21 protein-coding genes are annotated in these 23,156 nt (G+C 62.1%); 4 read left to right on the top strand and 17 right to left on the bottom strand.

The window, feature by feature from the left end:
- Nucleotides 1-119 precede the first annotated feature (119 nt).
- From HB676_RS28345 to HB676_RS28325, 5 genes are all read right to left on the bottom strand, one after another.
- Complete coding sequence (locus HB676_RS28345) at nt 120-281, bottom strand: hypothetical protein (protein ID WP_213741778.1); 162 nt, start codon at nt 279-281, stop codon at nt 120-122.
- A gap of 39 nt (nt 282-320) precedes the next feature.
- Nucleotides 321-1,733 (bottom strand): MFS transporter, encoded by a 1,413-nt coding sequence (locus HB676_RS28340; protein ID WP_213741777.1) that lies wholly within the window; start codon nt 1,731-1,733, stop codon nt 321-323.
- Nucleotides 1,734-1,856: 123 nt separating this feature from the next.
- Nucleotides 1,857-3,095, bottom strand: coding sequence for a flavin-dependent oxidoreductase (locus HB676_RS28335; protein ID WP_213741776.1), 1,239 nt, complete (start codon nt 3,093-3,095; stop codon nt 1,857-1,859).
- A 90-nt stretch (nt 3,096-3,185) separates the two neighbouring features.
- Nucleotides 3,186-4,763, bottom strand: coding sequence for a hypothetical protein (locus HB676_RS28330; protein ID WP_213741775.1), 1,578 nt, complete (start codon nt 4,761-4,763; stop codon nt 3,186-3,188).
- Nucleotides 4,764-4,894: 131 nt separating this feature from the next.
- Nucleotides 4,895-5,923: a hypothetical protein gene (locus HB676_RS28325; RefSeq protein WP_213741774.1), complete on the bottom strand. Its 1,029-nt coding sequence runs from the start codon at nt 5,921-5,923 to the stop codon at nt 4,895-4,897.
- 246 nt (nt 5,924-6,169) lie between these two features.
- Between HB676_RS28325 and HB676_RS28320 the strand changes: the two genes are divergently transcribed.
- Nucleotides 6,170-6,541, top strand: a complete 372-nt coding sequence (locus HB676_RS28320; protein ID WP_213741773.1) for a cyclic nucleotide-binding domain-containing protein — start codon at nt 6,170-6,172, stop codon at nt 6,539-6,541.
- On the top strand, nt 6,538-7,350 hold the full coding sequence (locus HB676_RS28315) for an MBL fold metallo-hydrolase (protein ID WP_213741772.1): 813 nt from the start codon (nt 6,538-6,540) through the stop codon (nt 7,348-7,350). Before HB676_RS28320 ends, HB676_RS28315 begins: the two co-directional genes overlap by 4 nt.
- A gap of 368 nt (nt 7,351-7,718) precedes the next feature.
- Here the strand turns inward: HB676_RS28315 and HB676_RS28310 are convergent, their stop codons facing one another.
- From HB676_RS28310 to HB676_RS28270, 9 genes are all read right to left on the bottom strand, one after another.
- Complete coding sequence (locus HB676_RS28310; RefSeq protein WP_213741771.1) at nt 7,719-8,216, bottom strand: TPM domain-containing protein; 498 nt, start codon at nt 8,214-8,216, stop codon at nt 7,719-7,721.
- A 10-nt stretch (nt 8,217-8,226) separates the two neighbouring features.
- Nucleotides 8,227-9,135, bottom strand: coding sequence for a YgcG family protein (locus tag HB676_RS28305; protein ID WP_213741770.1), 909 nt, complete (start codon nt 9,133-9,135; stop codon nt 8,227-8,229).
- A 23-nt stretch (nt 9,136-9,158) separates the two neighbouring features.
- Entirely contained in the window at nt 9,159-9,761 is a 603-nt protein-coding gene (locus HB676_RS28300; RefSeq protein WP_213741769.1) for a LemA family protein, read from the bottom strand.
- A 172-nt stretch (nt 9,762-9,933) separates the two neighbouring features.
- Nucleotides 9,934-12,264 carry a xanthine dehydrogenase family protein molybdopterin-binding subunit gene (locus HB676_RS28295; protein WP_213741768.1) on the bottom strand — a complete coding sequence of 777 codons (2,331 nt, stop codon included), beginning with the start codon at nt 12,262-12,264 and terminating at the stop codon, nt 9,934-9,936.
- A gap of 183 nt (nt 12,265-12,447) precedes the next feature.
- Nucleotides 12,448-13,323: a dihydrodipicolinate synthase family protein gene (locus HB676_RS28290; protein WP_213741767.1), complete on the bottom strand. Its 876-nt coding sequence runs from the start codon at nt 13,321-13,323 to the stop codon at nt 12,448-12,450.
- 108 nt (nt 13,324-13,431) lie between these two features.
- A complete protein-coding gene (locus HB676_RS28285; RefSeq protein WP_213741766.1) occupies nt 13,432-14,787 on the bottom strand; it encodes an MFS transporter in 1,356 nt (451 codons plus the stop codon).
- Between the two features lie 45 nt (nt 14,788-14,832).
- The gene (locus HB676_RS28280) at nt 14,833-15,852 is read right to left on the bottom strand and encodes an amidohydrolase family protein (RefSeq protein ID WP_213741765.1); all 1,020 of its coding nucleotides are present in this window, start codon (nt 15,850-15,852) and stop codon (nt 14,833-14,835) included.
- A 21-nt stretch (nt 15,853-15,873) separates the two neighbouring features.
- Nucleotides 15,874-17,112, bottom strand: a complete 1,239-nt coding sequence (locus HB676_RS28275) for an acyl-CoA dehydrogenase family protein (protein WP_213741764.1) — start codon at nt 17,110-17,112, stop codon at nt 15,874-15,876.
- Nucleotides 17,113-17,136: 24 nt separating this feature from the next.
- On the bottom strand, nt 17,137-17,655 hold the full coding sequence (locus HB676_RS28270; protein ID WP_213741763.1) for a flavin reductase family protein: 519 nt from the start codon (nt 17,653-17,655) through the stop codon (nt 17,137-17,139).
- Nucleotides 17,656-17,826: 171 nt separating this feature from the next.
- Here HB676_RS28270 and HB676_RS28265 point away from each other — a divergent pair, with 171 nt between their 5' ends.
- The gene (locus tag HB676_RS28265; protein WP_213741762.1) at nt 17,827-18,360 is read left to right on the top strand and encodes a MarR family winged helix-turn-helix transcriptional regulator; all 534 of its coding nucleotides are present in this window, start codon (nt 17,827-17,829) and stop codon (nt 18,358-18,360) included.
- A 28-nt stretch (nt 18,361-18,388) separates the two neighbouring features.
- Nucleotides 18,389-19,327 (top strand): acetamidase/formamidase family protein, encoded by a 939-nt coding sequence (locus HB676_RS28260; protein ID WP_213741761.1) that lies wholly within the window; start codon nt 18,389-18,391, stop codon nt 19,325-19,327.
- 415 nt (nt 19,328-19,742) lie between these two features.
- Here HB676_RS28260 and HB676_RS28255 read toward each other — a convergent pair whose 3' ends face one another.
- The 3 genes from HB676_RS28255 to pdxA all read right to left on the bottom strand — a co-directional run bounded on the left by HB676_RS28255 (nt 19,743) and on the right by pdxA (nt 23,104).
- Complete coding sequence (locus HB676_RS28255) at nt 19,743-20,663, bottom strand: SMP-30/gluconolactonase/LRE family protein (RefSeq protein ID WP_213741760.1); 921 nt, start codon at nt 20,661-20,663, stop codon at nt 19,743-19,745.
- A 14-nt stretch (nt 20,664-20,677) separates the two neighbouring features.
- On the bottom strand, nt 20,678-21,964 hold the full coding sequence (locus HB676_RS28250; protein WP_213741759.1) for an MFS transporter: 1,287 nt from the start codon (nt 21,962-21,964) through the stop codon (nt 20,678-20,680).
- A gap of 123 nt (nt 21,965-22,087) precedes the next feature.
- Nucleotides 22,088-23,104, bottom strand: coding sequence for a 4-hydroxythreonine-4-phosphate dehydrogenase PdxA (pdxA, locus tag HB676_RS28245; protein ID WP_249780512.1), 1,017 nt, complete (start codon nt 23,102-23,104; stop codon nt 22,088-22,090).
- Nucleotides 23,105-23,156: the final 52 nt, after the last annotated feature.

The following is a 23,156-nucleotide window of genomic DNA, read 5'->3' as shown; positions in this document are numbered from 1 at the left end:
CTCTTGCGCGCGTCTCGAAGGATGGCCGCGAGTCCGTTCGTTGCATCCATCCTTCGAGACGCATCGCTTCGCGACGCTCCTCAGGATGAGGAAGAACGTTTCGCTCTGATCCGGACACCCTAATTATTATGCAGCAGCACCCAGCCCACCGCCGCAAGGCCGATCACCACGGCGGCGGCGATCGCCCATCCGCTTACCCGGATATCGCTGACGGTCTGCCGCTCGCTCTCATTCTCGGCGATTTCGCGATTGCGTGCCTTGTCCTTGTCCGGGTCGCTCATCGACTGATTCCCCAACCATGGATGTCAAACCAGTCTAGCTTACGCCCCGGTTGACGTCGATGGATGCCAATCTGCCTCGAACGAATCCGCCTGACCAACCTCAACCCTGCCGGTTCCGCCCATGCCCGCGAGCCGGCTCAGCGCAAACGCCGCCAGTGCCGCGCACAGCGCAGCGGCAGCCGCCGCCATAAATACTTCACCCGCGCTCCATTGCATCGTCATCAGGGCGCCACCGACTACCGGCCCGACGATCGAGCCGACCCGGCCGATCCCGAGCGCCCAGCCGACGCCCGACGACCGGATCGAGGTTGGGTAGTACGCGGCGGCTAGCGCGTTGGCGGCAGTCTGGCCGCCGACAATGCAAAACCCGGCTATGAAGATCGCAAGCGTGACGAAGGCGACCGAATGGCCAAGCTGTCCGATCGCTCCGACCGCGAACACCGCGACGAAATACAACAACGCCAGCGCGCGAAATGAAAAACGGTCGATGATGACGCCGAGCACACAGATGGCGACCACGCCGCCGACCTGCAGCATCGATCCGATCGCGGCGGCCGCCGACACCGAAGCGCCGAGATCGGTGAGCACCGTGGGCAGCCAACTCGACAGGAAATAGAGATCGAGCAGGCTCATGAAGAACACTACCCATAGCAACAGCGTGACCAGGGTACGCCCGTTCCTGAACAGATGCAGCACCGGCATCCCGACCAGTTGCGGCTCATGCACGGTGAAGCGCGTGACCGGTGCGAACATTGCGTTCACATTGACGCGCCCGAGCAATTGCGCGACCCGCGCATCGGCGCTACCGGCGAGTGCCAGAAACCGAACGGACTCCGGCAATTTCAGCGCCAGAAGCGGCACCAGCAGCAGCGGCGCCACGCCGCCGACGATGAACACCGAGCGCCAGCCGAAATACGGAATCAATCCCGCCGCGAGAAAACCGCCGAGCGCCGCACCGACCGAGAAGCCGCAAAACATCGCCATCACCATGGTAGCGCGGCGGCGGTGAGGACTGAACTCCGACGTCAGCGCAATCGTATTGGGCATCGCGCCGCCCAGCCCAAGCCCGGTCAGAAAACGAATCACGAGCAGCGTGTTGACGTCATGTACAAACGCGGTGACTAGCGCGCCGAGGCCGAACGCCAATGTCGAGAAGAGGATGATCTTCTTACGCCCGATACGGTCCGCCAGGGGACCGAAAAGCAGCGCGCCGATCATCAGTCCGAACAGCCCCGCGGAGAATACCGGAACCAGCGCTCCCTTGGAGAGGCTCCATTCCCTGGCCAGCGACGGCGCGACATAGCTAATCGCCGCGGTGTCGAAGCCATCGAGAAACAGTACTGCCGCGCAGGTCAGCAGCAGCCGGATCTGAAACCCGCCGACCGGTTGTGCGTCGATGAATTCGGCGACGTCAACGATGGGTGCGCCGTCCGGGGCGTGAAAAAGCGGCATCGATGCATCTCCCATCTCGTCATTGCGAGAAGCGAAGCGACGAAGCAATCCATACTTTCTTTGCGCGGATAGATGGATTGCTTCGCTTCGCTCGCAATGACGGTCTTGATATAGCGCGTGGACTTAGCTTGCCCGCAACGCGTCCTTCGAATAGCCCGCGATCCGCTTGTAACCCTCCGACAACGCCACCAGTTCATCGCGGCTGATGACGTCATCGATCCTGGCGAACGGCTGATCCCTGGTGCGCTCGAACACCTCGCGCAGGATCGCGTCGGGCGGATTGGAGCGGTTGGTCAGCACAATGCGCGTGGTCGCTTCGAGACGTTGTTTCTCGTAGGCGGCAAGGGCCGCAACCGGATCATTGTTGTCGCGCAGCGCCGAAGTCAGCGCGCGCGCATCCAGGATCGCCTGACCGGCGCCGTTGGAACCGCGCGGCACCATTGGATGCGCGGCGTCGCCGAGCACGGTCACCCGCCCAAAACTCCAGCGCGGCAGCGGATCCTGATCGACCATCGGGAATTCCAGCACGCTGTCGGCGCCGCGAATGAGCGCGGGCACATCGAGCCAGTCGAAATGCCAGGCGGCAAAGGGGCCGATGAAATCGTCGATCGAGCCCGGCCGGTTCCAGTCGCGCTTGCGATAAACAGGCGTTTCGATTTCGGCGACCCAGTTCATCAGTTGCAAACCGTCCGCATCGGCGGCCCGGATCGGATAGATCACCATCTTGCCGTGCGACAGCCATCCCGCCCGCACCATGCTGGCGCCCGACAGGATCGGCTTCGATCGTGTCACGCCGCGCCACATGTTGACGCCGGAATAACGCGGCTCGCCTTCGCCGGGGAAAAACTGCCTGCGCACCGCCGAATTGATGCCGTCGCAGGCAATCGCGACGCGGCCGCGAACCATGCCGCGCTCCTTGCCATTTGGCCCATCGGAAAAATGCACGGTGACGCCACTCTCACCCTGCTCGACGGCGATGCAATGCTGGTTGGTCGTGAGCCGGTCCTGCCCGACGCGCGTGCGAAACGCCTCCAGCAGGATCATCTGCAAGTCGCCGCGGTGGATCGAGAATTGCGGATGGTCGTAGCCCGCGGCACGGCCGAGCGGCTCCTGGTAGATCAACTGGCCGAAGCGGTTGAAAAAGGTCGCGTCCTGCGTCGATATCGCGGCGCGCGCCAGATCGCCCTCAAGACCGAGCGTGGCCAATTCCTTGGTGGCATGCGGCAGCAGATTGATGCCGACGCCGACGGCGCGGATTTCAGCGGTTGACTCAAATATCCGGCAGGGGATCCCCGCAGCATGCAGCGTCAGCCCAAGCGTCAACCCGCCAATGCCGGCGCCGACGATGATAATGTCGTCCATGTCTCCTCCCGGCATTTATCGGTATGCGGTTGCCGCGATGAAACAGATTGGTGAGCCTACTGTCAATCTCGGCGCGTGACCTATCCGGGTTTACCGGGTCCCGACGAAACACATCCCCATGCGCGAGGCCTGGTCGAGAACCTGACAGGCCAGCCCCTTGGCGCAGGTCCACGGCGTGAAACTGCGGTCATTCTTCGAGCCCTTGGCGTGCTGCAGATAGCAAGGCGCGCCCCAGCCATTGTCATATTCGGTGCCCGCGAGTTCGCTGCTGCCGCGCAGTTGCGGCCGGCTGGAAAAGCCGCGCGAGTAATCCGGGGTTTTGCCGTCCCGCAGCGCGGCCAGAATATCGCGGCGGCGGATCTGGTCGCCGAAGAAATGCGGCGAGGCTGGAACGATGGTCGAGTTCGAAGGCTTTGCCGCCATCCAGTCAACGCCCGGAAAATGAAAGCCACCGATGCCGCGGGTCTGGTGGCATCCGGAACAGGTGATGTCGTTGAGCCGGCGCTCGAAGCCCGCGACCGAGGCGATGTTCTGCAGGCGGATGCCGCGTTCTGTCGCCTTTTTCAAAGCCGTAACGACGTCACTTTCCGTGAACACCGGATCGGCCGCGCCCGCGTCGCCCTGCACCAGGCCGAAAGCCGGCTGCAACCGTGAGGAGGAAAATCCGATCGGCGTCGGCGCGATCGCGCGTGTCGCCAGAAACTCCGGCGGGATCAGAACCGTGCCGCGATCCAGCTCGCCGAAAGGCGCCGGGTTCAGCAGCCACGCCTTGAAGTCACGCCGCAGCTTTGCGTCGCCAAGGATACGATCGCGGTCGATCTGGTTTTCCAGCGTCGCTTCCTCGAAGGTTTGCGTCCGCGCGTTGTAGTCGAACACTTTCAAAAGATAATCGGTGCGAAATTCACGCGTGCCGGATTTCGGCGCATGCACGATCTGAAGATTGGTCTCGATGCGCGCGATATTCTCAGGTCCGATCAGGTCCAGCGGGCCATCCTTGGATGTCAATTCCGCCGCCAGTTCTGCACCCGTCAGCGGCCAATCGCCGGACGCAAGCCAGCGGCGCGCGATCTCGGCGCAGGTCACCGCCGCATTGTCTTTCCTGGCGTTGAGCACGAGGTTGAGCGTCATCGGCAGCCGCGGCGAGAGCACGTCGTCGCTGGCCTTGTCGTCAGTTTTCTCACCAGCCTGCGCATCCGTTCGCGTCAGACGGTAGATCAGCCTGATCTCGCCGCAATTCGCGGGGGTCACATAGGCGCGGTCCATCCGGTTGACGATTCCCGCCAGCACAAAGCGCGTGTCGGGCGAATACAATAGCGCGCGATCGAATAGTTGAAAGTCGAACGAGGTTCCGGCGCCGATGCTCTCGTTGGGAAACTCGGCCTTGTGGGCTTGAATGTATCGGTCGAATTCCGCATCGATCGCTCTGCCCACCGGCACCATCGACGGCAATGCGAACAACTGGCTGTCGGTGAGGGGCGCGTCGGCCGAGCGCGCCGGCAACAGCAGGCGCGACAGGCCGAATTGGCCATGATCGAGTTCGCGCAGGCTCAAGGGATCGGTGATCGCAGCGCCGTGCTCCAGCGCGCTCTGCGCCAGCGTGGGCGAACTGCCGCAAGCCAGCGCCAGAAGCAAGGCAATGATGGAGAGGGTAAATCGCACGCGGGCCATATCCTGACAAACACCGCAGGGGAGCGCTTATTCAGCGCTCCCGCGGGTGGCTTTCTAGTCAGGAAACTAGCCGAAATGCGGACGAACTGTCCCGCCGCACGTCACTTCACGTCGCAGTGAAACAATGTGATTTACCGCGCGACGATCAAGCCTTTGCTGGTCACGACCACCCAGCGGCCATCCTGGCGGCGGATGGCGTCGACCCGGCCAAGACCCGGGACGGGATCGCCGGCATACACCTCATAGACGCCCTGCCGTCCCTCGATCAGCGCGCCGCCATTGGCGACATCGCGCAGGATCCAGCCTTCCACCGTCGGCAGCCGGCCTACTTCGACCTTGGGCGGCGTGGCGGACGCCTGCGCTGCGGCGGGAGACGTCACCGAACCCGTGACTTCTTTCGACGCGGCGGGTGCAGCCGGAGCCGCGGCGACCGGCGACGGGGCGGCGGCCGGTGTGGCGCGGAGTTTATCCACGGTCTCGCTGAGCTTGGCGAGTTTGGCGGCTGGCTCGGCCTGCGCTTTCTCGACCTTGTCGAGGCGGTCGCTGGTTTTATTGAACTGGCTCATGCCGAGCTTGGAAGTGTGTTCGAGGCCGGCCTTCAGCGACAGGATGTCGCTGTCGATCCGCGCGATCGACGCTTCAAGCGCGCGATTGCCGCTGGCCGCGACGTCGTCCGTTGCCACATGCGTCAGGCCTGCGGTTGCCAGCGCGCCCCCGAGCGCGCCCGCCATTGCCGCGAGTGCCACGACGGCCGCAAGGGCGGCGATGCGGCGCTTGCCGAACATGCCCTGGCTTGGCTCGGCTTCGGGCTCGGAGCCGACCTCGTCACGGTCCCAGTCGTGATCGGCCGACGACATGATCATGATCTTGCCGGGCATACGCGGCGCGTCAGGTTTATCGGTTTCCTTGACCGCTTCCGGCTCGGACGCGTGAGCCCCCGGCGCATCCGCCTTGGACACGTGCACTTCCGGCGCCATGGCGCCCTGCTCCGGCACCAGCTTCGGCGATTCCACCTCGGCCGATCCAGCCGCGGGCTCGCTGATGGGCTCCGGCTTTGAGGCCGTCACCGGCGCCTCCGTCGAAGGGGAAGCGGCCGATCCGGCACCGAGGGAACCGGATTCACCGCTGATTGGCTCGGCTTGCTGTTCGCTCACGGTCAAAATCTCCAGTAGAGTTTGACCTTTTGGTAACTTTCATTGCTTGCGAATTCGTTACTTCCAGTCGGCTTACGGAAATTTAAGGAACCCTCCGGACTGCCGGTGACACCTCCGGCGAAATTGCGGCGGTGACCGGAGACAGCCGATGCTGCTCTGCGGTAGCCAAAATAGCCCTGCCGTCATTTGCGCCGTGGGGTTTCCCGATTAACATAGCGGCCAATGGGCGCGAGCCAGAAGGCGGGAAGCACCATGGCGATCGAGAAATGCATCAACGAATTTGATGTCGACGACGTCGTCTTCGAGGAAGGCTCGACCGGGCGCGAACTGTTCGTGGTGCTCGATGGCAAGATCGACATCGTCAAACTCAACGGTGCCAGCAAGACCGTGATCGTAACGCTTGGCAAGGGCGAGTTCTTCGGCGAGATGGCCGTGATCGACGGCTCGTCCCGCTCGGCCACCGCGATCGCGGCCGCGCCGAAAACGCGCGTGATGCGGATCAATCATGCCCGGTTCGTCTATCTGGTCAGCCAGCAACCTGCCTTCGCGCTGATGATCATGGATGCGCTGAGCAAACGGCTGCGCGCGTCCAATGCCATGACCTTCAAGGCAGCCAATCCATGAGCGAGCGCAAGCCGAGCCCGTTTCCGATCCTGCTGAACAACGACGTCTGCTCGCTGATCCAGGCTGCCGAGAACGTCTATCAGATCCGGTTCAAGAACCGCGCCGCCAATGCTTACCTCGTGCGCGGCAAATCCCGCACCATCATGATCGATGTCGGGCTGTCGTCGAATTTTCCGCATCTGCTGGAGTGCCTCAACCACGTCGATTGCCCGCCTGAAAAGATCGACATGGTGATCCTCAGCCATGAGCATCTCGATCACATCGGCGCGGCCTGGCATTTTGGCGGCCGCACCATCATCGCCGCGCATCGTCTGGCCGCCAACAAGATCATGCTGCGCGACGACTTCTCGATGCTGCGCAAGATGTTCAACGAGCCGGATGTGCCGATCAATGTCGATATCTGGCTGGAAGAAGGCAATCTGCTCGACCTCGGCAACTTCCACCTCAACGTGATGTACACGCCCGGTCACACCTCGGCCTGCATCAGCCTGTTCGATCAGGATCAGGGCCTGCTGTTCGCGGCCGATACGCTGATGCCTGGTGGCGTGATGGGCGGCGTGTTCGGATCGGGCAGCATCAGCGATTACATCCAGTCGCTGGAGCGATTGAAGGGCCTGAACTCAAAAATCCTGCTGTCGGGACATGGCCGGTTGTCCGACACGCCGCAGGACGACGTGCGGATCGCCATTCAAAGATCGCACGGGCTTCTGTCCGACACCGCGCAATTGTTCGACGCACTCGATGCGCGGTCGAATTTCGAACCAATCATGCAGTCGGTGCGCGACCTCAACAAGCTCGACGACGCCTGAGTGGCCATCGGTGGATGGCGTAGGTTGTCAATGCTTCGCTACACGTCTACACCCCTTGCAAAAGCCTCACGGAAATTACCATGTCTCAATGGGTCCAAAACCTCATACCGTTCTTCGTCCTAGTCCCAATAGTGCTTCTATTTTTCGGCCTCTATTTTAATCGGATACGCCGTGATCAGCGACAGAACGCTGCTGCACTGGAAAGAAATTGGGGCCTGTTAGACGAAAATCTCAAAGCAGCTAACCGCCAAGCTGATGCAATGGAACGAATAGCAGCGGCACTCGAAACGAAACACTCAACTAGTCCGTGATAGTTGCCGCACTTTCCAAGTGTATCATTCCTTCCAGAGGGGAATGGCCAGTATCCCCTACATCACCACCGGCTCATCCGGCAGTTCATTCGGTCCCGGCCCGCTCTTCGGAAAATGCGCCGCCAGTTGCTGCGAGACCGCCTGAATTCCCTTGATCACGCCGCCCGAAAAATTCCCGGCCCGAAAATCCGTCTCCATCGACTGGCAGATTTTTTCCCAGCCAGCGGCATTGACCTTGGCGTCGATGCCGCGGTCGGCGATGATCTCGACGTCGCGGTCGGCCAGCAAGAGATAGATCAGCACGCCGTTATTGTGGGCGGTATCCCAGATCCGCAATTGCGAGAAGATGTCGAGCGCGCGGTCGCGTGGCGACTGGTCGTGAAACAGCGGCGCGCCGTCGAGCGCCCCTTCCACGACAAAACGCACCTGCCCCGTATGCGTGGCCTCGCCCGCCTTGATGGTCCGCTCGATCAGGGTCAGCACTTCCTTCGGAAAAATGCGCCGCACCCGCCAGCGGTGCTCGACCAGATGCTTGCCGATACGTTTGATGCCCATCTTTCCAGACCTACCAGCTACCGGACGCGCCACCGCCACCAAAACTTCCGCCACCGCCGCTAAAGCCGCCGCTGTCGCTCGAACTGCTGCCGCCGCTGGACCACGATCCGCCGCCGCCGCTCCATGATCCGCGGGAGCGGCGGCCACCGGGTCCGGCCGATGTCGGCGCGGTGATGGTGTCGCTGAACATCGTGAACAGCGACGCAATGATGGCGGCGATCGCCGACACAATCAGCGAGCCCGCGATGAACCAGGCGAGGACGCCGATCAGGCCGCCGGCCGCGACCGAGCCGAACAGCCGGCCAAACAGGCGGCGAAAGACCCCGCCGAGGATCAGAACCGCGAAGATGGAAAACGGATTAAGCGGATTGAGAAATGACATCAGGAAGGAATCCGGCTCCTCCTGCTCCTGCCGCCGCGGCGCCGGTGCGGGCAACGGCTCGCCATCGATCACGCCGATGATCTTGTCGACCCCCTGCGAAATACCGCCGGAAAAATCGCCACTGCGGAATCTTGGCGTGATGATCTCGTCGATGATGCGCTTCGAGGTCACGTCGGTCAGCGCGCCCTCGAGGCCGTAGCCGACCTCGATACGCAGCTTGCGGTCGTCCTTGGCCACCACCAGCAGCGCGCCGTCGTCGACCTTCTTGCGGCCGATCTTCCAGGCCTCGGCGACCCGGATCGAATATTGCTCGATGGTTTCAGGCTGCGTCGTCGGCACGATCAGCACCGCGACCTGGCTGCCCTTGCGCAGCTCCAGCCCGCGCAGGGTCTGCGTCAGCGACGCGATGGTGTCGCTGGACAGCGTGCCGGTCTGGTCGACCACCCTTCCCGACAGCGGCGGCACCGCGACGTCGGCAAAGGCGGCGCAGGCCCAGCACACCAATAGCGCAAGCAGGGAGGCCCTTGCAGCGATCATCGCAGACCGATCATTTGCCAAAACTATTTGGCCGGCGCCGGATTGAAATCCACCTTCGGCGCGGTCGAGATCTCCTTCTCATTGTCGACCGTGAAGTTGGCCTTCTCCTTGTAACCGAACACCATCGCGGTCAGGTTGTTCGGGAAGGTGCGGATGCCGACATTATAATCCTGCACCGATTTGATGTAGCGGTTGCGCGCCACCGTGATGCGGTTCTCGGTGCCTTCGAGCTGCGACATCAGGTCGTGAAACAGCGCGTCGGATTTAAGCTGCGGATAATTCTCGGTCACCACCAGCAGTTTCGAGAGGGCGCTGGTCAGTTCGCCCTGGGCGGCCTGGAATTTCGCGAAGGCGCCGGGATCGTTGACCAACTCCGGCGTCGCCTGGATGCTGCCGACCTTGGCGCGGGCGTTGGTGACCCCGAGCAGTACATCCTTTTCCTGCTGCGCAAAGCCCTTCACCGAATTGACCAGGTTGGGCACCAGATCGGCACGGCGCTGATACTGATTCAGCACCTCCGACCAGCTCGACTTGACCTGCTCGTCATTGGTCTGAATGGCATTATAGCCGCAATTGGTCAGGCTCAACATCGCCAGCGCCGCCAGCACGGTCCATAGTCTGCGCATTGGATTCTCTCCCGTTATGCTCGGGGGGAACCTAGCAGAACGGGATGACTTTCACACCGTCATTCGAGATGCGCCGTCATTCCGGGGCGATGCGAAGCATCGAACCCGGAATCTCGAGATTCCGGGTCTGGTGCTGCGCACCATCCCGGAATGACAGTGTTTCAATCTAAACCTACGCCGCCTTTGCCGCCTTCGCCTCTTGAATCGCCTGCCAGACCTTCAGCGGCGAGAGTGGCGTGGTGATCGAGGTGATGCCGAGATCGCTTAGCGCGTCCATCACCCCATTGGTGACGCAGGGCGGCCCTCCGATCGCACCGGATTCCCCGCAGCCTTTGGCGCCCAGGGGATTGGTGCGGCAGGGCGCGGAATCATCCAGCGTGACCTCGATCGGCGGAACGTCGCCGGCGCGCGGAATGCAGTAATCCTGATAGCTCGCGGTCAGCAACTGCCCTTCGGGATCATACGTCACGCCCTCATACAGCGCCTGACCGATGCCCTGGGCGACGCCGCCATGGACTTGTCCTGTCACCAGCATCGGATTGATCGCGATGCCGACATCGTCGACCGTGGTGTAGCGCACCACCCGGCTGACGCCGGTTTCCGGATCGATCTCGACTTCGCAGATATGCGTGCCGTTCGGGAAGGTCGCGCCGTCAGCCGTCCCTTCGCTCTCCACGCTCAGCCGCGCGCCCTGTTCACTTTTGGCGATTTCGAACAGGCCGACGCGCTTGTCGGTGCCGACCACCGTGAGCCAGCCGTCATGATATTCGATATCGTCGACGGAGGCTTCGAGAATCCCCGACGCTTTCTCGCGCGCCTTGGCGATCAGGTCGATGGCCGATACCACCACCGCCGTGCCGCCGACAAACAGCGAACGCGAGCCGACGCTGCCGAACCCGATCGCCAGATCCGTATTGCCCTGCACCACGTCGATCTTGTCGATCGAGATGCCCAGCGACGCCGCGACCATCTGCGAGAAGCTGGTTTGCAACCCCTGCCCCATCGCCTGCGTGCCGGTCTGAAGAACGACGCGCCCCTCGGCGGTCGCGTGCAGGCTAACCGTTTCGGTGTGCACGGTTCCGCCGGTCCATTCGATATAGCTGGTGAGCCCGCGGCCATAGAGCAGGCCCTTCTTCTTGGCCGCCTTCTTGCGCGCGGCGAAGCCGTCCCAGTCCGCGAGCTTGGAAGCGCGCTCCAGCATGTGCGCGAATGCGCCGGAATCGTAGACTTGGCCGACCGCGTTGGTGTAGGGCATCTGCGCCGGCTTGATGTAGTTCACCTTGCGGATCGCGCGTGGATCCATGCCGATCTGGCGCGCCGCGGCGTCCATCAGCCGCTCCACGATGAAGACCGCTTCCGGCCGGCCCGCGCCGCGATAGGCGCCGACCGGCGCGGTGTTCGTCATCACAGCCTTGATATCGTAATGCACCAGCGGCAGGTCATAGACGCCGGTCTGCACGAACGGCCCGAGCACGAGCGGAATCAGCGCGCCGGTGCCGGACACATAGGCGCCGGTGCCGCCGACCGAGCGCACCCGATAGGCCTGCACGCGGCCTTTGGCATCGAGCGCGAATTCGCCGGTCGAGGTCAGATCGCGGCCATGGGTGCCCCCGACGAAATCATCGGTGCGGTCGCCGCGCCAGCGCACTTTACGATTCAGCTTGACCGCGGCATAGGCCACCATGCCGTCTTCCGGATAAAGGCTGGTCTTCTGGCCGAAGCCGCCGCCGATGTCGCCGACCAGCACCTGCACGCTTTCTTTCGGCCGCTTCAACACGGCTTCGGCGAGGATGTCGCGGGTCGAGGCAGGTGTTTGCGACTGGACATGGAGGATCAGCCGGCCGGTCTTCTTTTCGATGTCGGCAATGGTGGAGCGCGGCTCCATCGCCGAGGGCACCAAGCGCTGGTTGACCAGATCGAGCGACACCACATGCGCCGCCTTGGCGAATTCGGCCTCGACCTTGGCGGCATCGCCATAGCTCATCGCCGCGACGATATTGTCAGGCACTTCGGCCCACACTGCCGGCGCGCCCGGCTTGATCGCCGCGACGGGATCGACCACCGACGGCAGCACTTCGTATTCGACCTCGATCGCCTCGGCCGCGCTCTGCGCCGCGACCCGCGATGTCGCCACCACAGCCGCGACGGACTCGCCGGCAAAGCGCACGATCTCATGGGCCAGCAGCCGCCGCGGCGGCACTGTCATCTTTGAGCCGTCGGGACGCGGGAAAACCAACAATGTCGGCAGGGTGCCGATATCGTCGGCAATCAGGTCAGCCCCTGTGTAAACGGCCTTCACCCCCGCCATCCCGGCGGCCGCCTTGGTATCGATCGATACGATTTTCGCGTGGGCATGCGGCGAGCGCAGCACATGCAGCCACAGCGCCCCGTCTTCCGGCTTGTCGTCGATGAAATGCCCGGTCCCGGTCAACAGCCGCTGGTCTTCAAGCCGCTTGACCGGCTGACCCGCACCGAAACGCATATTGCCGGGGAAAATGTTCATTCGTCTGTCCTTCGGATGTCGTAATGGCTGGGCGTGTTTTAGCCGATAGGCAAGGAACAGGCCAAGGGCTCTTATCCTCCGTCATTCCGGGGCGCGCGTAGCGCGAGCCCGGAATCTCGAGCTAATTACCTCTAGATTCCGGGTTCGATGCTTCGCATCGCCCTGGAATGACGGGGGGTGTGGCTACCCCACCTCCCGCAGCACCGTCTCGACCGCCTTGCGCTCATCCGCCGTCAGCGCGGCCTGCGGCGCCACGGGGTCGCCGACGTCATAGCCCTGGATCGAAAGCCCGGCCTTGATGCAGGCGGCCAAATTATAACGCGCGAAGGCTTCGTTGACGCGCCATAGCCGGCGCTGCAACGCCAGCGCCTGGTCCCAGCGCGCGGCCTTGCAGAGATTGTACAATTCGACGCTTTGCCGTGGAATCAAACAGGCCGGTCCCGCCATCCAGCCGACCCCGCCGATCAGCATCACGGCAGTGGGAATATGCGCGGAGGCCGAGAACACCTGGATCGCGTCGCCGCAGCGATTCATGATCGACAATAGCCGTCCGGTATTGGTCGAGGCATCCTTGATGTAGCTGATACGCGGATGCGCCGCGAGCCGCGCGATGACATCGAGCGTCAGGTCGGAGCGCTGAAACTGCGGATTGGTGTAGATCACCACGGGAATATCGACCGCGTCGGCGATGGCGCGAAAATAGGATTCGACCTGCGCATCGTTGAGCGGAAAATACGCTTCCAGGATCGCGAGAATGCCGTCGGCGCCGAGTTTTTGGTAGGCCCTGGCCTGCGCGACGGCATCGAGCGTGGAGGTGGAGGCGACGCCAGCCACCACCGGGACGCGGCCTTTGGCGGCTTCGATCGTGGTCTGCACCACGCTCATGCGCTGCGCGGCGTTGAGATAGGCAAACTCGCCGGTCGAGCCGAGCGGGGTCAGTCCGTGCACGCCCGACTTGATGAGATCGTCGCAGAGCCGGCCGAGCACATCGGTGCGGATGTTGCCGCCGGCATCGACCGGCGAGACCAGATAGGGAAAGACGCCGTGAAAGTTCGTCATCGGTGGAAGCAAGTCCCGGATTGCGCGGCGCCAGCGGAGCGCTGTGCCGTTGGGGACTCTCTATAGTTCACCCACCGGAAATCAGAAAGCCCCGCGCGATCGGATCGCCTATCCCGCCGTGGACACCGCCAGACGCTCGGTGGTCGTCTCCGCGCTGGCGCGGTTTGCAAACAGGATGACACTACCCGCCACCAGCGCCGCACAGCCGATCGAGATGAACATCGGCAGCGCGCTTTGATAGCTCTGTTGCAGCGCGCCGGCCACGAACGGCCCCAGAATGGCCCCGACCCGCCCGACCCCCAATTCCATACCGACCGCGGTCGCCCGTACATTGGTGTCATAGGCGGTCGCCGTAAAGTTATTGAGTACGAACTGCGCACCGATGACGAAGAATCCGGCCGCGGCCACGCAGGTGACATTGACCAGATGATCGTTGAGGAACACCAGCGTCAGAACTGCGCATCCGCCGATCCCCCACCACAGCCCGAGAAGTCCCCGGCTGCGGCCGAAGCGATCGACGAGGTGACCGAGAACCAGCCCGCCGACAAAGGACATGATCTGCATCAGCGCGCCAAAACCGAAACTGGTGGCAAAAGTTTCGCCGCGCTGGATCATCACCGTCGGGATCCATCCGGACAGGCCGAAGATGCAGAACAGGCTGAGAAAGGCCGTGACCCAGATCGCGATCGTCGTCCGGCGATAGCGCGGCTGCAACAGTTCGAGAATCAGGTTTCCCGAAACCTGCCGATCCGCGGCAGCAATGGTCGCCGTCGCATAGATATCCGCGCGCTCCGGCCGCAGCTTCGACAGCATGTCCCGGATTTCAGCCGTCCTTCCCTTGAGCACCAGGAATTTCGGCGACTCCGGCAGCATCAGATGCATGACCGGCAACAGCACAAAGGAGAACGATCCGATCCAGTAAAGGCTTTGCCAGCCGAGCGACGGCGTTGCGAAAACGCCGACCACGCCCGCCAGCGTGCCACCGCCCGCCCAGCCCAAGGCGACGCCCCAGAGCGAGAATGTATTGGCGACCCGGCGCGGCGCGAGTTCATTGATGTAGGTCGTGGCCAGCGGCAGCAGCACGCCGAGGCCCATTCCGGTCAATAGCCGCAACACGCAGAACGACGCGAACGAGTTTGCCAGCAGCGCCGTGAGCAGCGTGAACACGCTCGTGATCCAAAGTCCTGCCAGCAGCGTACCGCGGCGTCCGAACCGGTCCGCCGCGACGCCGTGCAAGGCGGCCCCGAGCAGGAAGCCGACCAGTCCGCTGGAGATCAAAAGGCCGGCCTGCCCGGCCTTGAGGCCCCAGGGACCGGCGACATAGTGAATGACGTAAGCAGGATTGAACGTGTCGTAGCCGTCAAACAGAGTCAGCAATCCCATGATAGCGCCAAGGCGCCAATGGAACGAACTCAATTTGGCGTCTTCCAGCTCCGCGTGAACGTCGATCGCTTGCGAACTCATTCCCGTCCTCCCCGATGTTATCTGGCTTTATAAGACGGCCTGCCGCTATTCTGCGGCTTGGGCCTTGCCGGATTGGGCTGCGCTCCTGTCCTCGAGCTTGAACAGTTTGAGCGCGTTGTCCCGGCCGATCTTTTTCCTGTCGGCTTCGCTGATGGTCGCGCTGTCGAACCATTCCGCGGCATGATCGACGTTTTCGAACGGCCAGTCCGCCGAAAACAAAATTCGATCCGCGCCGATTTCAAGCAGGGCATCGATCAGCGTCTGGGTCCGGAAGTTTCCGGACGTCGTCAGATAGAAATTCTCGTTGAAATATTCGGCGATTTTCTTTTTCGCTTTATACTTCGGCGGCGCTTTCACCCAGGCATTGCGGTGATCGACGCGCCACATGCTGTAGGGCAGCCCCTCGCCCATATGGCCGATAATAATGCGCAGCCCCGGATATTGGTCGAACAACCCCGAGCCCATCAGGCGCAAAGCATGAACCGCGGTCTCCTGACCGAACGCCCAGGTCGGGCCAAGCAGCCATTCGGCGCCTTGATAAATCCGCGCGTCCTGCGCCAGCGGATTGCGCGGGTGCAGATAGAACGGCACGTCGAGCTGTTCGACTTTCGCCCAGAACGGCCAAAAGCGCTCGAGATCGTAATATAGCGGGGTCTGCCCGTCGCCGACCTGCGAAAAGCCGTTCACCAGCGCGCCCTTGAAGCCGAGCGTCTTGACCGTGCGCTCGAGTTCGCGGATCGCCAGATCCGGGTCCTGCATCGGAAGCGCCGCGAAAGCCTGAAAGCGGTCGGGGCGCTTGGCGACTTCCCCGGCCAGATAATCATTGGCCCGGATCGAAATTTCATTGGCCTTTTTGATATCGGGTATCGCCTGCACCGCGGGCGCGTTGAGCGACAGGATCATCATCTCGACGCCCTGCTCGTCCATCAGCTTAAGCCGCTTGTCCTGGATATCGAGCAGGCGCGACTTGAGTTCGGGCCAAACGCTTTCGGCCAGGAAGCCCGCTGAATCCATCAACGTTTCCGGAATTGCGAAGTGTTCTTCGAGTGCGATCTTGCCCTGCATGCTCATTCTCCCGTTGAATTTTCAGTACTGTCCTTGTGGCGTCAGGCCCAGCGCGAGCTGGCCATACATGGTCCCCACTGCGTCCCAATTCATGCTGATATGACGGCCGACCGCGTTGGCGTCGCGCCAGGCGCGCTGAACCGGATTGGCCAGATCGAGCCCGAGCCCGCCGGTCGATGCATTAAGCGCTTCGCTGGCGCGGATGGCGAGAGACACCGCAAAGGCCTGCCCGCGGCGGCTGACGATGCGGTCCTCGATCGAGACTGGTTGGTCGGCGCGAACCGCGCTCGCCCGCTCACGCAAATCGCGCAGCAGAATTTCGCGCGCCGCATCGATGGAAGCGGCAGCCTCCGCGACCCGTAACTGGATCGTCGGGAATTCGGCCATCCGGTTGTTGCTCCCGGCCACCGCGCCGCGGGTCACGCGCTTGCTGGTGACATCGAGATAATCCTCCAGCGCGCCTGCCGCGGTACCGACCGCGGTCGAGGCGAGGCAGGACGGGATGTTGCACAACATCGGAATCGAAAAGCCAGGATTTTCCGAGTAAAGTAGCGCGCCCGGCGTCTTGCCCGACGTTGATTCAAGAAACGTCAGAATCCGGTGCTCGGGAACGAATACGTCTTTCAACTGCAGCGTCTTGCTGCCGGTTCCGGAGAGGCCGACCACATTCCAATTATCGTCGATCAGGTAGTCCGAGGCCGGTACCAGCAAAAAAGCGGGCGTGAAACGGTCCGCCTCCGTCCGCGACGGCAACAACGCGGCACACAGCGACCATTGCGCGTTGTCGCAGCCGCTGGCGAAGGACCAGCGGCCGGTCAACGTATAACCGCCATTTGCAGCAACGGCCTTGTTGGTTGGCGCATAGGAGCCGCAGGCCAGCGCATCGGGATTCCCATCCCAGACGTCGCGCTGGGCCTGTTCGGAAAAACTCGCAACCAGCCATTGATGCGCGGACAGCAATCCGCCGACCCAGGCGGTGGAAGCGCAGGCCTTGGCAAGCTCGATGTTGAGGTCGACCAGCACATCGAAATCATATTCGTAACCACCGAAGGCGCGCGGCTTCACGATATCGAAATAGCCGATCTCCCGCAGCGCCTGCATATTCTCCGCAGGTACGCGCCCGCTTTTTTCCGTGGTGTAGGCCCTGGCCTTGATTTGCGGACAGACGCTCGCGACATGCGACCTGAGTTCGTCAATGCTCGGGCGTTCGGCGGCCGACCGACCGGTTATTCGCTCAAAAGCGTGCGCGGCAACACTCATGTCGTTTCCTCCGTGATGGACAGGCTACGCGGCTTCGATTTCGGCAGGCACTGAAAAGCAGTAGGTCGCATCCTGATAAATCAGGGGCTCGATCGGATCGTGGACGTCGACGCGCTCGGCCTCACCGATGAAGATCGTATGCGTGCCGTAGGGAACGGCGGCGGCCTTGCGACAGAAGATTTTGATCTGGGCATTCTCGAGATAATTGATGCCGTCGGGCGACACCGCCCATTCGCCCATGCCGAAGCGCGTTTCCGGCGGCAGCGCACCGCTGAACGCGGCCGACAAGGCCACCTGGTCCCGGCGCAGCAGGTTGACGCAGAACCGGCGCGCCAGCAGCATGATGTCGTGAAGCAGGCTCGCTTGATTGACGCAGACCACCAGTGACGGCGGATCCATGGAAAGTGACGTAACCGCGGTTGCGGTCATGCCATGACGGCGGGTCTGATCGGCCGAGGTAATGACGGTGACGGCCGCGGGAAAGCGGCGCATCGCAAGCTTGAATGATGCACGAAGATCGTCGGTAGCAACGTCCAGGGACATGCTTCTCTCCCGTATCGCGGATCCGCTTCTTCGTCGGACGATTTCAATTACAATATTTGCAAACGCAACTATTTGTCAATCGGGAATTTTAGCCGCAATTTTCTTGCTACGCACAAGGCGTTTCGATAATTGTCGGAATGCAATTGTTGCGCATCGTCAGGTACCAACCCTTTGTACAGGCTTTCAACTTCGTTCCCCTATCTGCTGAACCGGGTCGGCGTGCGCATGGGCGAACTGTTTGCGCGCCGCATCGCGTCGTTCGGCGTGACGTTACCGATGTACCGGGTTATGGCCGCGCTGTGGGAAAGCGGCGATCAGCGGCTGAGCGACCTTTCGACGGTCACCACCACGGAAATCTCGACCTTGTCGCGCCTGATCGGCGAGATGAAGCGCAAGGGCCTGGTCACGCGCAGCCGCCTCGCCGACAATGGCAGGACCGTTGCGATCAACCTGACGGCAAAGGGCAAATCCCTGGTCGAAGAGTTGATGCCGATCGCAATTCATTTCGAAGAGGTCGCGATATCGAATTTTTCCGCCAGCGATATTGCGCGCCTCAAGGTCGTGTTCCAGGATATCTATGACAGCCTTGGGACGATCGAGCCGGAAATAGCGGCGACGAAAGCTTCTGCGAAATCAAATGCGAAATCGAAACGGAAAATAACCCCGTCGCGGCCTCGGCCGAAACCGCGCACCAAAGACACCTGACGGATAAGACCCAGCAACGGAGCCAACCATGTCACGCCGCCACGAGATTTCTTCCGCGCCCGAAAACATGGTCTGGGGCTACCTCGACAGCACCATCCCGCCAGTACTGGAGATCGACTCCGGCGATATCGTCATGCTGCATTCCTTCCCCGCCGGCGGCAATGAATCGCTGCCGCCGGATCGCAGCATCGTGCCGGCAGACTATCTCGCCGCCATCGACACCCTGGTGCAGGGGCCGGGACCGCATTTCATCACCGGGCCGGTCTATGTCAAAGGCGCGAAACCCGGCGACGTGCTTCAGGTCGACATTCTCGACGTCAAGGTACGAATGGATTGGGGCTATGTGTCGATCCTGCCGCTGCTCGGCACCTTGCCGGATGAATTCACCGATTATGAAACCATCCACCCCACAGTCGACCACGCGCGCAATGTCTGCATCATGCCATGGGGCACCGAAATTCCGCTCGATCCGTTTTTCGGCATTATCGCCACCGCACCGCCGCCGGCCTGGGGCCGTTGCGGCTCGCCAGTGCCTCGCGCCTTCGGCGGCAACATGGACAATAAGGAACTGCGTCCGGGCACGACATTATATCTGCCGGTGTTCAACGACGGCGCGCTGTTCATGGCCGGCGACGGCCACGGCGTGCAGGGCGACGGCGAGGTGTGCATCACCGCGCTCGAAATCGGCACGACCGGAACGTTTCGCCTCACCGTGCGCAAGGACATGGACCTGAAATGGCCGTTCGCGGAAAACGCGACGCACTTGATGTCGATCGGCCTCGACGAGGATCTCGACGACGCCGCCAAACAGGCCGTGCGCGAAATGGTCAAGCACATCTGCGCCCGCACCAATCTGTCGCGCAACCACGCTTACATGCTGTGCTCCCTCGCCGGCAACCTTCGCGTCACGCAGTTGGTCGACGGCAACAAGGGCATTCACATGCTGCTGCCGAAGGCGTGTTTGTGACGGGACGGAGCGTGCGCTTAGCGCAATAAGATTGAATCGATCTATCTCAAGAACAATGGTGCGCCCCCTCTCCCCTTGTGGCAGGGCTATCGCATATGACTTTCCGCCGCGGTAACCGCCTGGGGCCTCATGGTTCGAGACGCCTCGAAGACGAGGCTCCTCACCATGAGGGTTTAAGATTTAGCCGCACAGAAAGTCCTCATCCTGAGGGAACGCCGCAGGCGGCCGTCTCGAAGGATGGCCGCACAAAGACTGCAGGCCCAATCTCTTTCTTCATATGCAATAGCCCTGCCCCTTGTGGGAGGGGGTTGGGGTGAGGGGTCCAGGTCTATCGATAGCCCGTAACCCCTCACCCGGATTGCATCTGCGATGCAATCCGACCTCTCCCACAAGGGGAGAGGTGAAGGACTCCGCATCATGAATGCGAAAACATCGGCTTGCCCGCCACATCGAGTTCGGCTTTCAGGATCGACCCGCTGCCGGACTCGGTGATGTACAGCGTCTTGTTGTCCTTGCCGCCGAACGCCATGTTGGTGATATGCGGCTCGGCGCTGGTGCGGATGCGATAGACCGGCTCGCCCATGGCGTCGACGACCCAGGCCGCGCCCATGCCGACATGCGCGATGAAGAGCCGGCCCTGTGAGTCCAACGCCAAACCGTCGGGGCCACCCCAGCCGCCGGAGAGCTGGATATAAATGCCGACCTTGGCAACGCCGCCATCGGCGCTGAGCGGCACGCGCCAGACGCAATTGCCGCGCGTCACCGCCAGATAAATCATCGACTCGTTGAGGTTCATCACGAGCCCATTGGGGCTCGGCACATTGTCGAGCAGGCAATCGAGATGCCCTGATGGCGTCAACCGAAAGAGACGCCCGGTCGGATCGTGCAGTCCGGTCAGGCCCTGATCGGTAAAATAAAGATCGCCATTCTGCGCAAAGAACAGATCATTGCAGCCCTTGAACGGCGCCAGGCTGGCGCGGGTCAGATAAGGCTTCACCTTGCCGTTGACCGGATCCATTTCCATGATGCCGTTCTTGTAATCGGCAATGAAGATCCGCCCGTCGCGGTGGAACTTCAGGCCGTTGGGCCAGCCGTCATATTCGGCCGCAACATGAAAGACACCATCAGCGGTGATCTTGTAGATGCGCCCGTTCGGCAGATCGACGCACCACAGATTGCCATCCTTGTCGAAAGACGGTCCTTCCAGCAATGACGTGGCCGGGCTGCCTTTCGGCTGATAGCGCGCCCATTCATTGTTGGGATCCGCCTTGCGGTATTCGTCCGGCAGGCGCGTGAAGACGGTGGTTTGCAAATCCTTGGGCGGATGGAAGAACAACGCTCTCTCCTCGATCAAACAGCGCGTGCCGGCAGCGCGACCTCAACATCCGGCGATCCGATCGGCTTGCGCGCCAGCGTGAATACCGCGAGCGAACCGATCACGAGCAGCGCCCCGGCGACGACGAAGGCATAGTCGAAATTGCCGGTGGACTGGATGACATAGCCGGTCACGATCGGCGCCGAGATGCCGAAGATGTTGCCGCCCAGGATCAACAGCCCGGTCGCGCGTCCCGCGTCGGCCGAGGAGCGCAGGAGATCGCTGACCAAAGCGATATTCATCGCCACCGTGGAGGCGACTCCGCTCAATGCGATCATGATCAGGAACAGGATCACATAGACATTGCCGACCAGCGGCGTCAGCAGGATCAGCGATCCCGCCAGCATCGACAGCGCCGCCAGACGACGACGCCCGCCGCTGCGGATGGTTTCTTCGGTAAGAAGCGTATCGCTGAGCTTGCCGATCAGGGCGGTCATAACCACCGCGCCGAGGAACGGCAGCGACATCAGCGCGCCGCTCTTGAGCATCGACATGCCGCGCTCGGCCTGCAGATAATTCGGCAGCCAGGTCAGAAACAGATATTGCGTGTAAACCGCACAGCCTTGCGTCAGCATCAGGCCCAACATCGACGTTGACGCCAGCAATCTGCCGATCCCGAGCGACGGGGCGGCGGCCTGCGCCGAACTGCCCCCACGCTCGCGCAAAATCATCGCGCGTTCTTCGCTGCTCAGCCAGCTCGCCTGCTCGGGTTGACGGAACCAGATCAACCAGGCGGCCAGCCAGACGAAGCCGATTGCGGCACAGACAACAAAAGCCGTCCGCCATCCCGCCGTCGAAACCAGCCAAGTCAGCACCAGGCCGCCGACCGCGGGACCGAAATACGCGCCGCTATTGAAGATCGCCGCGAACAATGCCCGTTCGCGCATCGGGATCCATTCCCGGATCACGCGGCCGGCTGCGGGATAGGTGGTGGATTCACCAACGCCCATCAGAACACGCGAGGCGATCAGCGTGCTGAAGCCGGGCGCAAACCCGGTCAGCGCGGTTGCGATCGACCACAGGCCGATGCCCGCCGCGTTCACCGCCCGGGTGCCAAACTTGTCGACGATCATGCCCATCGGCACGAGGCAGATCACGTAGAGCCAGAGGAACGATGAAAAGAGATAGCCGAGCTGAACCGGCGAGATGTCGAATTCTTTGGCGATCGGCGTCGCCGAAACCGAGAGCACGACCCGGTCGACGTAATTGATCGTCGCCAGAAAAAACATCAATACGAAAATCAGGACACGACGGTTCGTCATTGCAATTCTCTCCCCATTTTTGGCGTGCGCATTGTTTTGAGCACCGCCTTTTTGATTTAAAAAACTGTTTTATTTGACGCGTTTTCTTCACGCGAACCGGTATCCACTTCGCTTGAAAACGCTTTAGGTACTCCCGCCAAGCTGCAGCGCGTAGTCGACGGCTTCGATCAGGCTGTCCTCGTTGGCGATGCCCTTGCCCGCGATATCGAAGGCCGTGCCGTGATCGACCGAGGTGCGGATGATCGGCAGGCCCAGCGTAATGTTGACGCCGTTCAGCGCGTTCCACTTTTGCGTAACGGGATCGATCTGGAAGCCAAGCAGTTTGACCGGAATATGCCCCTGGTCGTGATACATCGCGACGACAGCATCGTAGTGACCGGCGCGCAGCTTCACGAACACGGTGTCGCCCGGCACTGGGCCGCTGACATTCATGCCATCGGCGCACATCCGCTCGATCGTCGGCGTCGAGATATCGATATCTTCGCGCCCAAAAAGTCCACCTTCGCCGGCATGCGGGTTGAGTGCGGCAATGGCGATGTGGGGTTGCTTCAGGCCAAGGCCGGTCAATGCCTGATGCGTCAGTTCGGTCACGCGGCGCAGCCGTTCCGGCGTCAGGCGCGACGGCACGTCGTGCAACGCGATGTGCGTGGTCACGTGGCTGACGCGCATATTGCCGTGCGCCAGCATCATCACGGAATCGCGGCTGCCGGTCAGCTTGGCCAGCATGTCGGTATGGCCAGCGAAATGATGCCCGGCCGCGTTCAACGCTTCCTTGTTGAGCGGCGCGGTGACGATGCCGGCGATCTTGCCGGCCATCGCCAGTTCGACGCCGCGCTCGACCGCGCGGTAGGCGAAATCGCCGCCCAGCGCTGAAACCTGTCCCAGCGGAACGACCGCCGCGTCATCGCCGACCGACACCATCGCGACGCGCCGGGATTCGTCATTCGCTGAGGGAACGGGCGCTTCGCCGAGCGCGCGACAGGCTTCGTCAAGCGCGGTCCGGCTACCGATCACCAACAGTTTCAGGGAGCCTGAATCGAGCCGGTCCTTGAGGCGCCGGATCGCCTTGACGATGATCTCGGGGCCGACTCCGGCCGGATCGCCCATGGTGATCGCAACCGGCAATACTGTTTTGCTCATTATTCGGCTGCTCACGTTCCATCGCATATGCGCAAAAGTGCGCAAATTCGTC

Source organism: Bradyrhizobium sp. dw_411 (assembly GCF_018449695.1).
Lineage (GTDB): Bacteria > Pseudomonadota > Alphaproteobacteria > Rhizobiales > Xanthobacteraceae > Bradyrhizobium.
The sequence above is the reverse complement of the archived record's forward strand: the minus strand, read 5'-3'. Positions and strand labels throughout refer to the sequence as shown.

Excerpts from the sequence above, each read along its gene's own strand:
- HB676_RS28345 (WP_213741778.1), bottom strand. The coding sequence starts at position 281 with ATGAGCGACCCGGACAAGGACAAGGCACGCAATCGCGAAATCGCCGAG.
- HB676_RS28340 (WP_213741777.1), bottom strand. The coding sequence starts at position 1,733 with ATGCCGCTTTTTCACGCCCCGGACGGCGCACCCATCGTTGACGTCGCC.
- HB676_RS28335 (WP_213741776.1), bottom strand. The coding sequence starts at position 3,095 with ATGGACGACATTATCATCGTCGGCGCCGGCATTGGCGGGTTGACGCTT.
- HB676_RS28330 (WP_213741775.1), bottom strand. The coding sequence starts at position 4,763 with ATGGCCCGCGTGCGATTTACCCTCTCCATCATTGCCTTGCTTCTGGCG.
- HB676_RS28320 (WP_213741773.1), top strand. The coding sequence starts at position 6,170 with ATGGCGATCGAGAAATGCATCAACGAATTTGATGTCGACGACGTCGTC.
- HB676_RS28315 (WP_213741772.1), top strand. The coding sequence starts at position 6,538 with ATGAGCGAGCGCAAGCCGAGCCCGTTTCCGATCCTGCTGAACAACGAC.
- HB676_RS28310 (WP_213741771.1), bottom strand. The coding sequence starts at position 8,216 with ATGGGCATCAAACGTATCGGCAAGCATCTGGTCGAGCACCGCTGGCGG.
- HB676_RS28305 (WP_213741770.1), bottom strand. The coding sequence starts at position 9,135 with ATGATCGCTGCAAGGGCCTCCCTGCTTGCGCTATTGGTGTGCTGGGCC.
- HB676_RS28300 (WP_213741769.1), bottom strand. The coding sequence starts at position 9,761 with ATGCGCAGACTATGGACCGTGCTGGCGGCGCTGGCGATGTTGAGCCTG.
- HB676_RS28295 (WP_213741768.1), bottom strand. The coding sequence starts at position 12,264 with ATGAACATTTTCCCCGGCAATATGCGTTTCGGTGCGGGTCAGCCGGTC.
- HB676_RS28290 (WP_213741767.1), bottom strand. The coding sequence starts at position 13,323 with ATGACGAACTTTCACGGCGTCTTTCCCTATCTGGTCTCGCCGGTCGAT.
- HB676_RS28285 (WP_213741766.1), bottom strand. The coding sequence starts at position 14,787 with ATGAGTTCGCAAGCGATCGACGTTCACGCGGAGCTGGAAGACGCCAAA.
- HB676_RS28280 (WP_213741765.1), bottom strand. The coding sequence starts at position 15,852 with ATGCAGGGCAAGATCGCACTCGAAGAACACTTCGCAATTCCGGAAACG.
- HB676_RS28275 (WP_213741764.1), bottom strand. The coding sequence starts at position 17,112 with ATGAGTGTTGCCGCGCACGCTTTTGAGCGAATAACCGGTCGGTCGGCC.
- HB676_RS28270 (WP_213741763.1), bottom strand. The coding sequence starts at position 17,655 with ATGTCCCTGGACGTTGCTACCGACGATCTTCGTGCATCATTCAAGCTT.
- HB676_RS28260 (WP_213741761.1), top strand. The coding sequence starts at position 18,389 with ATGTCACGCCGCCACGAGATTTCTTCCGCGCCCGAAAACATGGTCTGG.
- HB676_RS28250 (WP_213741759.1), bottom strand. The coding sequence starts at position 21,964 with ATGACGAACCGTCGTGTCCTGATTTTCGTATTGATGTTTTTTCTGGCG.
- pdxA (WP_249780512.1), bottom strand. The coding sequence starts at position 23,104 with ATGAGCAAAACAGTATTGCCGGTTGCGATCACCATGGGCGATCCGGCC.